Annotated in this window: 12 protein-coding genes and 2 tRNA genes; 3 read left to right on the plus strand and 11 right to left on the minus strand. The window is 70.7% G+C overall.

The window, feature by feature from the left end; genetic code table 11:
* Nucleotides 1–15: 15 nt before the first annotated feature.
* The 7 genes from RLT59_RS25375 to RLT59_RS25405 form a co-directional block, all read right to left on the minus strand.
* Nucleotides 16–89: transfer RNA gene (locus RLT59_RS25375), tRNA-Lys, on the minus strand.
* A gap of 76 nt (nucleotides 90–165) precedes the next feature.
* The gene (locus tag RLT59_RS25380) at nucleotides 166–924 is read right to left on the minus strand and encodes an IclR family transcriptional regulator (protein ID WP_311305532.1); all 759 of its coding nucleotides are present in this window, start codon (nucleotides 922–924) and stop codon (nucleotides 166–168) included.
* Nucleotides 925–1,090: 166 nt separating this feature from the next.
* A complete protein-coding gene (gene ehuA / locus RLT59_RS25385; RefSeq protein WP_311305533.1) occupies nucleotides 1,091–1,942 on the minus strand; it encodes an ectoine/hydroxyectoine ABC transporter ATP-binding protein EhuA in 852 nt (283 codons plus the stop codon).
* Nucleotides 1,932–2,576: an ectoine/hydroxyectoine ABC transporter permease subunit EhuD gene (gene ehuD / locus RLT59_RS25390; RefSeq protein ID WP_311305534.1), complete on the minus strand. Its 645-nt coding sequence runs from the start codon at nucleotides 2,574–2,576 to the stop codon at nucleotides 1,932–1,934. Before ehuD ends, ehuA begins: the two co-directional genes overlap by 11 nt.
* Nucleotides 2,573–3,304, minus strand: coding sequence for an ectoine/hydroxyectoine ABC transporter permease subunit EhuC (gene ehuC, locus RLT59_RS25395; protein WP_311305535.1), 732 nt, complete (start codon nucleotides 3,302–3,304; stop codon nucleotides 2,573–2,575). The genes ehuD and ehuC overlap by 4 nt, the downstream gene beginning before the upstream one ends.
* 19 nt (nucleotides 3,305–3,323) lie before the next feature.
* The gene (gene ehuB / locus RLT59_RS25400) at nucleotides 3,324–4,226 is read right to left on the minus strand and encodes an ectoine/hydroxyectoine ABC transporter substrate-binding protein EhuB (protein WP_311305536.1); all 903 of its coding nucleotides are present in this window, start codon (nucleotides 4,224–4,226) and stop codon (nucleotides 3,324–3,326) included.
* A gap of 255 nt (nucleotides 4,227–4,481) precedes the next feature.
* Nucleotides 4,482–5,441: a D-2-hydroxyacid dehydrogenase gene (locus tag RLT59_RS25405; RefSeq protein WP_311305537.1), complete on the minus strand. Its 960-nt coding sequence runs from the start codon at nucleotides 5,439–5,441 to the stop codon at nucleotides 4,482–4,484.
* Between the two features lie 210 nt (nucleotides 5,442–5,651).
* On the opposite strand from RLT59_RS25405, the gene RLT59_RS25410 reads away from it, so the two are divergent.
* Both RLT59_RS25410 and RLT59_RS25415 read left to right on the plus strand, forming a co-directional pair.
* Nucleotides 5,652–6,464, plus strand: coding sequence for a maleate cis-trans isomerase family protein (locus RLT59_RS25410; protein ID WP_311305538.1), 813 nt, complete (start codon nucleotides 5,652–5,654; stop codon nucleotides 6,462–6,464).
* A 109-nt stretch (nucleotides 6,465–6,573) separates the two neighbouring features.
* Complete coding sequence (locus RLT59_RS25415; protein ID WP_311305539.1) at nucleotides 6,574–7,671, plus strand: LLM class flavin-dependent oxidoreductase; 1,098 nt, start codon at nucleotides 6,574–6,576, stop codon at nucleotides 7,669–7,671.
* 4 nt (nucleotides 7,672–7,675) lie between these two features.
* Here RLT59_RS25415 and RLT59_RS25420 read toward each other — a convergent pair whose 3' ends face one another.
* Nucleotides 7,676–9,574, minus strand: coding sequence for a putative bifunctional diguanylate cyclase/phosphodiesterase (locus RLT59_RS25420; RefSeq protein ID WP_311305540.1), 1,899 nt, complete (start codon nucleotides 9,572–9,574; stop codon nucleotides 7,676–7,678).
* A gap of 429 nt (nucleotides 9,575–10,003) precedes the next feature.
* On the opposite strand from RLT59_RS25420, the gene RLT59_RS25425 reads away from it, so the two are divergent.
* Nucleotides 10,004–11,218, plus strand: a complete 1,215-nt coding sequence (locus RLT59_RS25425) for a M6 family metalloprotease domain-containing protein (RefSeq protein ID WP_311305541.1) — start codon at nucleotides 10,004–10,006, stop codon at nucleotides 11,216–11,218.
* A gap of 60 nt (nucleotides 11,219–11,278) precedes the next feature.
* Here RLT59_RS25425 and RLT59_RS25430 read toward each other — a convergent pair.
* The 3 genes from RLT59_RS25430 to RLT59_RS25440 all read right to left on the minus strand — a co-directional run bounded on the left by RLT59_RS25430 (nucleotide 11,279) and on the right by RLT59_RS25440 (nucleotide 12,565).
* A tRNA-Lys gene (locus RLT59_RS25430) sits at nucleotides 11,279–11,352 on the minus strand.
* Nucleotides 11,343–12,059 carry a bifunctional DNA primase/polymerase gene (locus tag RLT59_RS25435; protein WP_311305542.1) on the minus strand — a complete coding sequence of 239 codons (717 nt, stop codon included), beginning with the start codon at nucleotides 12,057–12,059 and terminating at the stop codon, nucleotides 11,343–11,345. The genes RLT59_RS25430 and RLT59_RS25435 overlap by 10 nt, the downstream gene beginning before the upstream one ends.
* Nucleotides 12,060–12,223: 164 nt before the next feature.
* Entirely contained in the window at nucleotides 12,224–12,565 is a 342-nt protein-coding gene (locus tag RLT59_RS25440) for a DUF8844 domain-containing protein (RefSeq protein WP_311305543.1), read from the minus strand.
* Nucleotides 12,566–12,628: the final 63 nt, after the last annotated feature.

Consider the following 12,628-nt stretch of genomic DNA (forward strand, 5'->3'; position numbering starts at 1 on the left):
CTCGTGCGTTGTCTGTGCGCCGCCAGGGACTCGAACCCCGGACCCGCTGATTAAGAGTCAGCTGCTCTAACCAACTGAGCTAGCGGCGCCTGCTGACTCGAAAATAATACCTGGTCCTCAGGGGTGCGAATGACAACCCCCGGCGGACCCGGCCGCGGGCCCGCCCTAGAGGGCGAGTGACAGCAGTACCGGGGCCGCGCGCCGGTTCAGCGTGTCCGCCGCCTCGCGCAGCCGGTGCGCGTCCTCGACGGGCAGTGAGAGTGCCAGGCATCCCGCCGACGCCCCGGCGGTCAGCGGCACCGCCGCGCACACCGTGCCGACCGCGTACTCCTGGAGGTCGAGCACCGGGACCGTCGCCGGCTGGCTGTCCAGCTTGGAGAAGAGGACCTGCTCGCTCGTGATCGTCCGCGACGTCAGCCGGGCGGTCTTGTGCCGGGAGATGTGGTCGCGGCGGCCGTTCTGGTCCAGCTGGGTCAGCAGGCACTTGCCGATGGCCGAGGCGTGCGCCGAGGACCGGAAGTCCACCCACTCGTTGACCGCCGGGGTGCGCGGCCCGTCGGCGTACTGGGTGACCCGGATCTCGCCGTCCACGTACCGGCTGATGTAGATCGCCGCGCCGACCGAGTCGCGCAGCTGCACCAGTGCCTGCTGGAGCCGGGCCTCCACGGCCTGTCTGCGTGCCGCGCCGGAACCGAGCAGCAGAAGTGAGGCGCCGATCACATACGCGCCGTCGGTGATCTGCTCGACGTACCCCTCGCGGCGCAGCATCAGCAGCAGGGAGGCGAGATGCCCGACGGGCAGTCCCGTCTCCCGGGCGATCTGGGTGTCCGTCACGCCGTTGCCGTGTTTGGAGACCGTTTCGAGGACACGGAGGGCGTACTGCACCGAATGGAACGGCGCGGTCGGTTCGGGCTTCAACGCCACGGTTTCCCCCTAGCAGGTTGTGACCGCAAGCTCTGCCCTCACGATAGCCGCCAATGGCCTGTTCGGGGGCTGGTGTTGACGACTCCGCCGTGCGCCCCGGCTCCGCGGACCAGGGCGCACGCACCTGGCATATGCCAGCGTCAGGAGTGAGCGACGGATGCCGAGGTCACAGCACCGCGTTGAGGAATTCGCGCGTGCGTTCGTGTTCCGGGTCCGTGAAGATTTTCTCCGGCGAACCCGACTCCACGACCCGCCCGGCGTCGAACATCAGCACCTTCTCCGAGACGTCCCGGGCGAAGTTCATCTCGTGGGTCACGCAGAGCATGGTGATGTCGGTGTTGCGCGCGATATCGCTCAGCAGCTCCAGGACGCCCGCGACCAGCTCCGGGTCGAGCGCCGACGTCACCTCGTCCAGGAGCAGGATCTCCGGCTCCATCGCCAGCGCCCGCGCGATCGCGACCCGCTGCTGCTGGCCGCCGGAGAGCTGGGAGGGGTGGGCGTCGACCTTCGCCGAGAGCCCGACCAGGTCGAGCAGCTCCCTGGCCCGGGTCTCCGCCTTGTCGCGGTCCATGCCCAGGACGTTGACCGGTGCCTCCGTGATGTTCTGGAGCACCTTCATGTTGGGGAAGAGGTTGAACTGCTGGAAGACCATCCCGATCTTCTTCCGCGCCTCGCGCAGATGCTTCTCGGAGGCCGGCTTCAGCGAACCGTCCGCCGCCGTCATGTGCGTCAGCGGGTCGCCGTTGATCCGGATCACGCCGTCGCTGACCTTCTCCAGCGTCATCAGCAGCCGCAGGATCGTGGTCTTGCCCGAGCCGCTGGGCCCGATCAGGGTGACGTGCTCGCCGCGCTCGACCGTGAAGTCCAGCTGATCGAGGACGACATGGTCGCCGTACCGCTTGACCACCTTGTCGAAGCGGACCAGCGGATGCCCGGTGTTCTTGGAGGTGGAGACCGGCACGACGTCCTCGGGCGCCGTGGCCGCGGTCTTCTGCACGGGGAGAGGTTCAGTGGCCAAGGCGCTTCTCCAGTTTTCTCATCAACAGCGAGGTCGGGTAGCTCGCGACCAGGAACAGCGTCCCGGCGAGCGTGAACACCTCGGTGTACACGAAGTGCGCGGCCCCGTACTCACGGGCTTTGAAGACCATCTCCTGCACCGTGATCACGGCGAGGAACGGGGTCTCCTTGAACATCAGGATCGCGTAGTTCCCGAGGGCGGGCAGTACGTTGCGCACCGCCTGCGGCAGGATCACGGCCTGCCAGGTCCTGCGGGGCGACATGGACAGCGCCCGGCAGGCTTCCCACTGTCCCTTCGGGACGCTGTCGATCCCGGCGCGGTACACCTCGGAGGTGTACGTGGCGTAGTGGATGCCCAGCACCACGATGCCGACGTACAGCGGCTCCACCGAGCTGAACACCGCGGCGGCGCCGACGAGCTGGATCAGCAGCGGGGTGGAGCGGATGAACTCCATCACCACCTTCACCGGCACGGTCACGAACCGGCTCGGGGCCCGTCCGGCGACCGCGATCGCCAGCCCGAGCACCGCGGCGACCACCGTGCCCAGCAGAGTGGCCAGCAGGGTGATCTTGAACCCCTGCAGAAGCAGGGGCAGGGCCTCGCCGACGGCGTCCCACTTGAATCCCTCGTTCACCGGGCACCTCCAGCGGCGGCGGTCACGGCGCTGCGGGACTTCAGCAGGCTGCCCCCGGTGGTCTCCATGCCGAGCCGCCGTTTGGCGGACCGCTCCAGCAGGTTCATCAGCAGGGTCAGCGCGTACGCGATCACGAAGTAGCAGGCCAGCAGGGTCAGATACGCGGTGAGGGTCTCACCCGTACGGCTGCGCAGCTTCTCGACCGCGGTCATCAGGTCGGCGGCCGAGATGAGCCACAGCAGCGGCGTGCACTTCAGCAGCTGGATCAGCAGGTTGGTGAGGGAGGGGAGCATCTGCACCCAGGCCTGCGGCATGATCACCTTGCGCATCCGGTGCAGCGGCGCCATGTTCAGCGCGATCGTCGCCTCGTACTGGGCGCGCGGAACGGAGTTGATCGCCCCGCGCACCACCTCGGCGCCGTACGCGCCGTAGTTGAGGCCGAAGGCGAGGACGCCGCAGAGCAGCGGCGTCAGTTCGTAGCCCGTGAGGGACGGCATCGCGTAGTAGAACCAGAACAGCTGGACGTACAGCGAGGTGCCGCGGAAGAACTCCACGACCACGCGCGAGACGCCGCGCGACAGCAGCAGCCGGCTGATCGACATCAGGCCGAGGACGAACGACAGCACCAGGGCCAGCAGCGCGCCCAGGATCGTGGCTTCCAGGGTCACCCACAGGCCGGAGCGCAACTGTGGGAGGTCGTCCATGAAGGCGGAGAAGAAATCACTCATGCGGTGGGTTCCGTCCCTGTCAGCCCTTGCAGAGATCGGCCGTCTTCAGGTTGGCCGGCGGGAGCTCCGTTGCTCCGAAGCCGTAGTCCTGGAGCAGGCTCACATAGCGCGACTTGTCTGCGACGATCTTCTTCAGCTCACGGTTGAAGGCGCCCCGCAGGTCCTCGTTGCCCTTGCGGAAGACGGCGCCGCCGGGGCTGTACTGCTTCTGCCCCTTGAGCTCCGGCAGGAAGGCCTCGGTGACCTCCGTGCCCGCGTTGGTCTTGGCGAGCCAGCGCAGCGAGATGCCGGTGAGCAGGAACGCGTCGACCCGGCCGCCCTTGACCGCGTCCGCGCCGTCCTGCGGCTTCTGCAGCGTCTTGATCTTGCTCTTGGAGATGCCGGCGCCCTCGGCGTACGAGCCCTCGACCGCGCCCGCCATCACACCGATGGTGATCCCGGCCGCCTTCGCGGAGGCCAGGTCGGTGATCTTCTTCGGGTTGCCCTTCTTCACCATCATCGCGGTCGGTGAGATGAACTCGGGCTCGGAGAAAAGCGCGTTGGCGCAGCGCTCGGGGGTGATCGCCATACCGGCGCTGACCACGTCGTACTTCTTGGCCTGGAGGCCCGGGATCAGACCGTCCCACTCGGAGAGGGTGGGCCGCAGCTCGTCGACGCCCAGCGCCTTGAAGATCTCCCGGTGCAGGGCGGGCGCCTCGCCCTTGAGCTGCTTGCCCTCCATGTAGCCGTACGGGGCCTCGTCGGCGTACGCGACCCGGACGAAGCCCTGCTTGCGGAGCTTGTCGAGGGCTCCCTCGCCGTCCGCGGAGTCGGCGCCGGTCTTGCTGCACGCGGTGAGCAGGCCGGGGACGACGAGCAGACCGCCCACGGCTGCCGATCGGTTGAGAAAGCCCCGGCGGGACAGGTTCGGGAAGTCAGCCATGGTTCGCAGTCTCCTGGAAGGTCGAACAGTCCGGACAGGGTGAACGCCTGCCCGCTCCCGTACGTCTATGCAGCAGGAGATCGCATGTAACCGAACGGTGGCCGGAGGGTGACCTTCCCGTGTCCGAAGCTGGGCGGAGCGCGACGAGATGCACGCAGGGTGTATTTCCTTGCGGGATGCGGCGGATGACGGGGTGTTATCAGTAGATGTCCGCAATGGGGTGATGAAGTCCGCATGGAATGGGCCGGGTTGAGGTCACTCGCCCGGATCCGTCCCCGGGATGTAGCCGAGCCGTTTGTCCACCACGTTCGGCAACGCGTCACCGGCCGCCCACAGTTCGTACATCGCGACGAACTGCTCACCCAGCCGGTCCCGCCAGCCCGCCGTGTCCCCGCTCATGTGCGGCGAGACGATCAGGCCGGGCACGTCCCACAGCGGGCTCCGCGGACCGAGCGGTTCCGTGGCGAACACGTCCAGCGCCGCTCCCGCGATCCACCGCTTGCGCAGCGTGTCCACCAGATCGCCCTCGACGACCATCGGGCCACGCCCCACGTTGATGAACCGGGCCGACGGCTGCATCAGCCCGAAGAACCGGCTGTCGAACATCCCGTACGTCCGAGGGGTCAGCGGCGCCGCGCAGATCACCCAGTCGGCCCGCGCCGCCAGCGGATCCAGATCCTCCGCCCCGTGGATCGTGCGCCGGGCCGTGCGCCCCACCAGCGCCACCTCGACACTCAGCGCCATCAGCAGCCGGGTGACCGTCCGCCCGACCGGTCCCGCGCCGACGACCACGGCACGGGTGCCGGCGACGGGCCCGCTCTCGCGGTGCCGCCACCGCCGCGCCCGCTGGAGCTCCAGGGTGCCGGGGAGGTCCTTCGCGAACGGCGGCACCAGCCCCGCCACGTACTCGGCGATCGGCTGTTCGAACACGCCCCGGGTATTGGTCACCACGGTGTCGCCGGCCACCAGCTCAGGGCTGAGCAGCCGGTCCACGCCCGCGCTCGCCGTATGCACCCAGGCGGGCCGGGGCCCGTCACCCGGCCAGGCCTCCCGTACCGCGTCGGAGGTGAAGTCCCGGACCAGCAGGACATCGGCGTGCGGGAGCGACGCGGCCAGACCGGCCGCGTCGGTGTGCCGGACCGCGACCCGCCCGGCCAGCCGGCCGAGCCGGGGCGGTGGATCGGCGCCCAGTACGAGCAGAACGGGCTCCGGCATGGGGGACGGTTCCTCCCGCGTCGGCCTGGGTCCAGTTCGACGACAGGCCCTGGGTGGGCTCCGGGCCCACGCTCGCAGCCGCTCACGCCCCCGTCAACAGCTCGTAGCGATGACCCGGGCGGATGGGGGAATACTTGAACGTAGACGGGGGAGCTCCGGAAGACAGCCGGACAGCGGAAGGACAGCTGCCGGCGCACAGGAAGGGTGGACATGACGACCGTCGGATTCCTCTACCCGGGCCATTTCGCGGCGGGCGACTTCCCGCGCATGGAGATCCTGCTCGACAGCACCATCAGACTTGTCGTCCAGCACACCGAGTGCCCCGACGACGCCTACCGCGAGGACGCCCTGCGGGCCCTGGGCACCCCGGAGCGGCTCGCGGCCAAGGCGCAGGAGCTGGGACGCTCCGGGGTCGAGTCCATCGTCTGGGCCTGCGACGGAGGCAGCTTCCTGTACGGACCGCAGGGCGCCCATGCCCAGGCCGCGACGCTGGCCCGCGCGCTGGGCGTGCCCGTCTCCAGCACCTCGATCGGCTTCGTCCACGCGGTACGGAAGCTGGGCGCCGCCCGGGTCGCGGTGGCCGCGACGTACCCGCAGGAGATCGCCGCGCGCTTCACCGAGTTCCTGACGGCCGAGGGCGTCGAGGTGCTCGCCACCCACGCGGCCGGTGCCGCCACGGCGGCGGAGGCCGCCGACTGGGGCCCGGACCGGATCAAGGAGCTGGCCACCGCCGCCGACCGCCCGGACGCGGACGCGGTACTGCTGCCGGACACCGCCCTGCACACGGTCGGCCACCTCACGGAACTGGAGGAGCTGCTCGGCAAACCGGTCCTCACCGCGAACCAGGTGGCCGTCCGGGAGGCCCTGCGGCTGGCCGACCGCCCCGCCTGGGCCGCGCGGCTCGGCACGCTCTTCGCGGCCCGCGAGGCGCCGCCGGCCCCGGCCGAGCCGCCGGCCCGGCGGATCTGGGGCAGCGGCCGTTCGTACGCGCACGGCGGAGGCTCCGGCCGGACTCCGGAATAGCGGATGGTTCGCCGGGGCGACCGGCCCCCGGAATAAACGGAGCCATCCTCCTGTTCGTTCTCTCCGGACGTACAGAGGGATATCAGAGCACCATCGGAGAGGTCAGGACGTGGACGAGATTCGAGGCGACGAGATCCGTGGCAAGGCGGAGGGAACGGCACCCGTTCCGCTCTCCGTGCTCGATCTGGTGACCGTGGGACAGGGCAGTACCGCGAGCCGGGCCCTGCGCACCGGGGTCGAGATCGCGCAGCTCGCGGAGCGGCGCGGCTTCCACCGCTACTGGGTCGCGGAACACCACTCGATGCCCGGCATCGCCTCCTCCTCGCCGGCCGTGATCCTGGCCCACACCGCCGCCCACACCGCACGCATCCGGCTCGGCTCCGGCGGCGTCATGCTGCCCAACCACGCCCCGCTCGTCATCGCCGAACAGTTCGGCACCCTGGAGGCCATGGCCCCCGGCCGCGTCGACCTCGGCCTCGGCCGGGCCCCCGGCACGGACGGCGCCACCGCCGCCGCCCTGCGCCGCACCGAACGGCTCAGCGAGGGGGCCGACGACTTCCCGCAGCAGCTGGCCGAGCTGACCCGCTTCCTGGATGACGACTTCCCCGACGGCCACCCCTACGCCCGCATCCACGCGGTCCCCGGCCCCGTCCAGGCCACCTCCGAGGGCGGCGTCCAGTCCCCGGCCCGGCCGCCCCTGTGGCTGCTCGGCTCCTCCGGCTTCAGCGCCCGGCTGGCCGGCATGCTCGGGCTGCCCTTCGCCTTCGCGCACCACTTCTCGGCCCAGAACACCATTCCGGCCCTGGAGCTGTACCGGGAGTCCTTCCGGCCGTCCGCGGTGCTGGACGAGCCGTACGCCCTGATCGGCGTCGCCGCGCTGGCCGCGGACGACGAGCGCGAGGCCCGCCGCCAGGTGCTGACCGGCGCCCTGTCGATGCTCCGGCTGCGCTCGGGCCGCCCCGGTCTCGTCCCCACGCCCGAGGAGGCGGAGGCGTACGCCTTCACCCCGATGGAGCGCGAGTTCGTCGACAGCTGGCTCGTCAACATCGTCCACGGCACTGCCGACGAGGTCCGCACCGGCCTCGACGACCTGGCCAAGCGCACCGGCGCCGACGAGCTGATGATCACCGCCAACGCCCACGGCGGCGAGGCCCGGCTGCGCAGCTACGGCCTCATCGCCGACGCGTACGGCCTGCCGGGGGCGTGAGCCCTCAGGCCTCCAGGGCGCGGGCGCCGAGCAGTTCGGTGATGCGTTCCGGGGCGACCGCGCGCGAGTAGAGCCAGCCCTGACCGGTGTCGCAGCCGATCCGGCGCAGCCGTTCCGCCTGGCCGGCCGTCTCCACGCACTCCGCGGTGACGGTCAGGCCCAGCCGGTGCGCCAGCTGGACCATCGCCTCGACGATCGTCTCGTCGGCGGGGCTGGGGTGGGTGCCGTCCTCGTAGCGGAAGCCGCGCACGAAGGCGCCGTCCAGCTTCAGTACGGAGACCGGCAGGCGGCTCAGGTAGGCGAGGTTGGAGTAGCCGGTCCCGAAGTCGTCGATGGCGATCCGGACCCCCATGTCGCTGAGTGCCTGGAGGGACTGGAGCGGGCGGCCCGCCGAACCCATCACCGCGGACTCGGTCAGCTCCAGCTGCAACAGCGCCGGGTCCAGGCCGGTCTCCGCGAGGATCTCCGCCACATCGGTGACCAGGTCGGAGTCCCAGACCTGGCGGACCGCGACGTTGACGCTGATGAACAGCGGCTGCTCCGCCGGGTGGTCGAGCTGCCAGCGCCGGGCCTGACGGCACGCCGCCCGCAGCACCCAGCGGCCGAGCTGCACGATCGAGCCGTCCTCCTCCGCGATCGCGACGAACCGGTTGGGCGAGAGCATGCCGAACTGCGGATGGTTCCAGCGCACCAGCGCCTCCACCCCGCGCACCACCCCGTCCGCCATGCCGACCAGCGGCTGGTACTCGATGGTGAACTCACCGCGCTCCACGGCCGGCCGGAGCGTGGACGAGAGGGCCTGACGCGTCATCCGGTGGGCGTTGCGCTCCGGGTCGAAGAGGGTCCAGCGGGCCTTGCCGTCGGCCTTCGCCCAGTACAGCGTCGTATCGGCGGCCTGCATGAGCCCGGTGGCCGAGGTGCCCGCCACCGGCCGCTCCACCACACCGATCGAGGCCGAGACGGAGAGCCGCTGGCCGGACAGGTCGAAGGGCTTCTGGAGCGCGGCGAGCACGGTGCGGGCGAGCTCGGTCAGCTGCCGGGTGCCCGTGGACTCCTCGACCAGGATCGCGAACTCGTCCCCGCCGAGGCGCGCCACCAGCGGGGCGCCGCCGGGGTGGAGGCCCTCCTGCTCCGCGCAGTCGGTGAGCCGGGCGGCGACGGCGGCGAGCAGCCGGTCCCCGATCCGGTGCCCCAGGGTGTCGTTGACCGCCTTGAAGCCGTCCAGATCGAGGTAGCAGAGCCCGATCCGGCCGCGCCCGGGACGGGTGTCGTCCTGGTACGGCGGGGTCTCCAGTACGGCGGAGAGCCGCTCGAAGAACAGGGTGCGGTTGGGCAGCCGGGTCACCGGGTCGTGCATCTGGAGGTGGCGCAGCCTCTTCTGCAGCTCGCGCCGGTCGCTGACGTCCGCGACGGAGAGCAGGACCTGCCGGGGCGCGGCGCCGGTCTCCGGCTCCCGCGTCCCCGGCATCGGCATCGGTACGACGGTGATCTCGGCCCACAGGGAGCGCCCGTCGGGGTGCTTGAGGCGCCGGGTGCAACGGAAGCGGGAGCGCCTGCCGTGCAGCACCTCGCGGTACGCGTGCCAGGTGCGGCCGTCCGCCGCGAGGTCGACCAGATCGGAGGCGGACTGCGCGGTGAGCGCCGGGGCGGCGATGCCGACCAGGGCGGACAGCGCCTCGTTCGCGGTGACGATCAGCCCCTCGTGGTCGACGACGGCCATCGGGAGGGTGGCGGCGAGGAAGGCGGCCCGGTAGTCGTGCGGGGCGGAGACCGCCGTTTCCCCGGGGGCGTCCGCAGGGGTGCCCCCGGCGGGCCATGAATCATGACGCTCCGTGACCGGTGGTCGTGCGGAAGGGGGTGCCGTGCCTGCCGGGGGCCGCGGCCCATCGGAGGTTGCGCTCACCGTTCGCTCCCGCCATGCAGTTCTGTCCCGGACAGGTCTGGTCGGACTGGCCCGCCGCGTGGAGCGCCGTTGTCAGGGGCGGAAATCGCGGAGGAAAGCGAGGTGAAGCATAGAGGCTGGCGGCTCGGCCGTTCCAGCGCCCCGACCGTTCCGGGCTCCGCGCCCGATGTGCATGGGCCATTCGCGCGCAGATCCGGTTTGCCCATGCCTGATAGTTTCTGTGCGGCTCTGTTCTCTATGGTTGCGTCGGTGATCGATTGTGACTTTCTGTGAAGAGGATGTGTGGTTGGGGCGCTGACCCGACTGGGGCAGCTCAACAGGACGTAACGCCTGAATCGCCACAGGGTGGTCGGGAGGGTGCTGAAGATCCCAGGCGTCCGCATTCCGCACCCGGAGGTAGATGTGCCGCGTCAGCACGGACCCGGAGGAGTGGTGAGGCCGAGTCCGCGCGCTGTGACGGCCGGCCTGATCTCCCTGCTGGCGGTCGCCGCCACCTCCCTCGTCGCGGGTCCCGCCGCGGCCGCCACCGGTGCGGCCGCCGCCTGCGCGCTGCCCCGGACCGCGGCCCACCACTCGCTGGGCCTGGACGAGTGGAACGGTGCCTACCCGCGCCCCGACCATCCGCTCGACGCGGTGATGGTCTTCCTCTCGTTCCCGGACGCCCGGCCCGTCACCACCCCCGCAGAACTCACCGCCGACTACTTCCCCGCCACCACCCGGTTCTTCCAGCGCGCCTCATACGGAAAGTTCACCCTGCGCCCGCACCCGCAGAAGCGGTGGATCCAGATGCCCAAGCCGTCGGTCCGGTACGGCATAAAGCGTGACTGGTCCAGCGACCGGCGCAGCGCCTATCTGCACGACGCGATCGACGCGGCCGACCCCGAGGTGGACTTCTCGAAGTACGACATCGTCTACCTCGTCGCGGACCCGGACGCCCCGGGCGTGGACTCCGACGCCACCAAGGTCGTCAATTTCGACCAGCCGCTGCACGCCGACGGTACGGACATCAGGCGCGTCGTCACCGTCTTCGAACAGCACCCGCCGGACCACAACGTGCTGGCCCACGAGACCGGACACGTCTTCGACCTGCCCGACCTCTACCACCGCCCCTCGGACGGCAAGGGCGACTGGGACACCTACGTGGGCGACTGGGACGTGATGGGCAGCCAGTTCGGGCTCGCGCCCGATCTCTTCGGCTGGCACAAGTGGAAGCTGGGCTGGCTGGACGACCGGCAGGTGGTCTGCGTCCAGAGCGACCGGGTGATCACCCTGGAGCCGATCGCCGCCGTGCCGGTGCCCGGCGCGTCCATCGGGACCCGGCTCGCGGTGATCAGGACGGGCGAGGGCAGCGCCGTGGGGATCGAGGCCCGCGGCGCCACCGGCAACGACCGGTCGACGTGCGGCGAGGGCGTGCTGCTCTACCGGATCCGCAACGAGACCCCGTCGGGCGGCGGGCCGGTCGATGTCATCGACACCCACCCGGACACCGACGCCTGCTGGGAGCAGTCGGTCTATCCACCGCTCGCGGACGCCCCGCTGCGGGTCGGTGAGACCTTCTCCGTACCCGGCGGGCACACCACGATCGAGGTCGCCGACCGGACCCCGTCCGGCGCCTGGACGGTCCGGATCACCACCGGTACGTAGTGGCGCTGACCCGGCACAACGAAGAAGCCCCTCGCTCTCGTGAGGGGCTTCTTCCGTCTGTGCGCCGCCAGGGACTCGAACCCCGGACCCGCTGATTAAGAGTCAGCTGCTCTAACCAACTGAGCTAGCGGCGCCTGCTGACGTCGTAGACCCTAGCACCCTGATCGGCGGGAGGAAAAATCGAAATACGGGGCCCCGACGAGGGCACCGAGCGGGCCACCCGCACACACGCCCAGAGTAGTACGTCGGGTCCGGGCAGCCAGGGGCTACGGGTGTCGGGGGCGACCACCCAGCGGGGGCCCGAGGCGTTCGGTCCGCAGGTCAGGGGCGGCACGGTCACCGCGTCCCCGGTGCCGTGACAGAGCAGCGGGGGCACCTTCCGGCCGCTCTCGTCCGGCCCCGCAGAACCCCCCGCGGACCGGGACGCGGCGCCCCCGCCCCACTCCTCCCAGTCGAGCAGCGAGGGCAGTCGCTGGGCGGTCCCGGGGGAGGCGAAGAGCAGCATCCGGCCGCGGTGTGTGGCGACCGGTCCGGAGCCCGGCCCGTCCGCCCAGAGGTGTTCGAGCATCCGGCGCCCGAAGAGCGTGGGCACGTTCACCACATCGAAGGACGAGCCGCACGGCAGCACACCGGGGGCGGACGGGTGCGACTCCCACTGGCTCAGGGCACTGCGCGGGTACGCCGCCGCGCCGGCCAGCCAGGCGGCACCGGCCGCGGTCACCTGAGCCGTCTGGTCACCGGCCTGCTCGCGCAGGACGGCGAATACGTCAGCGGCCCGGTCCTCCCGGTAGGGGCCGTCGCCGTGATGCAGGGTCGTTTCGTCTGGCAGCCATGCGGTCATGCACACAGGTCTACCGGGAGTGATCAAGCGGATTCCGAGAGTTGCCGGAAACCGGGACAGGCCGGGGTGGTGAGGAGTATCTTGCCCCAGGGCATATGCCAGTGGTTCTACCCACGGTCAGCATGCAGTCATTATCAGCCGGTGCCCCGGCGTGCCGGCCTTGCTCAGGGCCTGGGGGCGTTCAGCAGGCTCCGGCCGAACTCGACCATCTTCGTGGCGTAGTCCTCCGTCCACTCCGCCCGCTGCGCGATGTCCGCCGTGGTGAGCCGGTCGAACCGGCGCGGATCGGCCAGCTGGGCGGCGGCGATCGCCTGGAACTCGACCGCCCGGTCGGTCGCGGCGCGGAACGCCAGGGCCAGCTCGGTGGAACGGCTCAGCAGCTCCTTCGGATCCTCCATCGACTCCAGGTCGAAGAAGTGCTCCGGATCGGCGACCGACGCCGACGGCTCGAAGAGCAGGGGCGCGGGGCGCAGCCGCTGCCGCTCGTTCCGCTCGGGTTGTGCCATGTGGTTGTTCCTCCTCCGGTGGGCCCGACGGCCACCCTCCATTGTCCAGCCCGCCGCAAGGGC

Origin of the sequence: Streptomyces sp. ITFR-6 (assembly GCF_031844725.1) — a bacterium.
Taxonomy (GTDB): Bacteria; Actinomycetota; Actinomycetes; order Streptomycetales; family Streptomycetaceae; genus Streptomyces.

Excerpts from the sequence above, each read along its gene's own strand:
- RLT59_RS25405 (WP_311305537.1), bottom strand. The coding sequence starts at position 5,441 with ATGCCGGAGCCCGTTCTGCTCGTACTGGGCGCCGATCCACCGCCCCGG.
- ehuB (WP_311305536.1), bottom strand. The coding sequence starts at position 4,226 with ATGGCTGACTTCCCGAACCTGTCCCGCCGGGGCTTTCTCAACCGATCG.
- ehuC (WP_311305535.1), bottom strand. The coding sequence starts at position 3,304 with ATGAGTGATTTCTTCTCCGCCTTCATGGACGACCTCCCACAGTTGCGC.
- RLT59_RS25435 (WP_311305542.1), bottom strand. The coding sequence starts at position 12,059 with ATGACCGCATGGCTGCCAGACGAAACGACCCTGCATCACGGCGACGGC.
- RLT59_RS25410 (WP_311305538.1), top strand. The coding sequence starts at position 5,652 with ATGACGACCGTCGGATTCCTCTACCCGGGCCATTTCGCGGCGGGCGAC.
- RLT59_RS25440 (WP_311305543.1), bottom strand. The coding sequence starts at position 12,565 with ATGGCACAACCCGAGCGGAACGAGCGGCAGCGGCTGCGCCCCGCGCCC.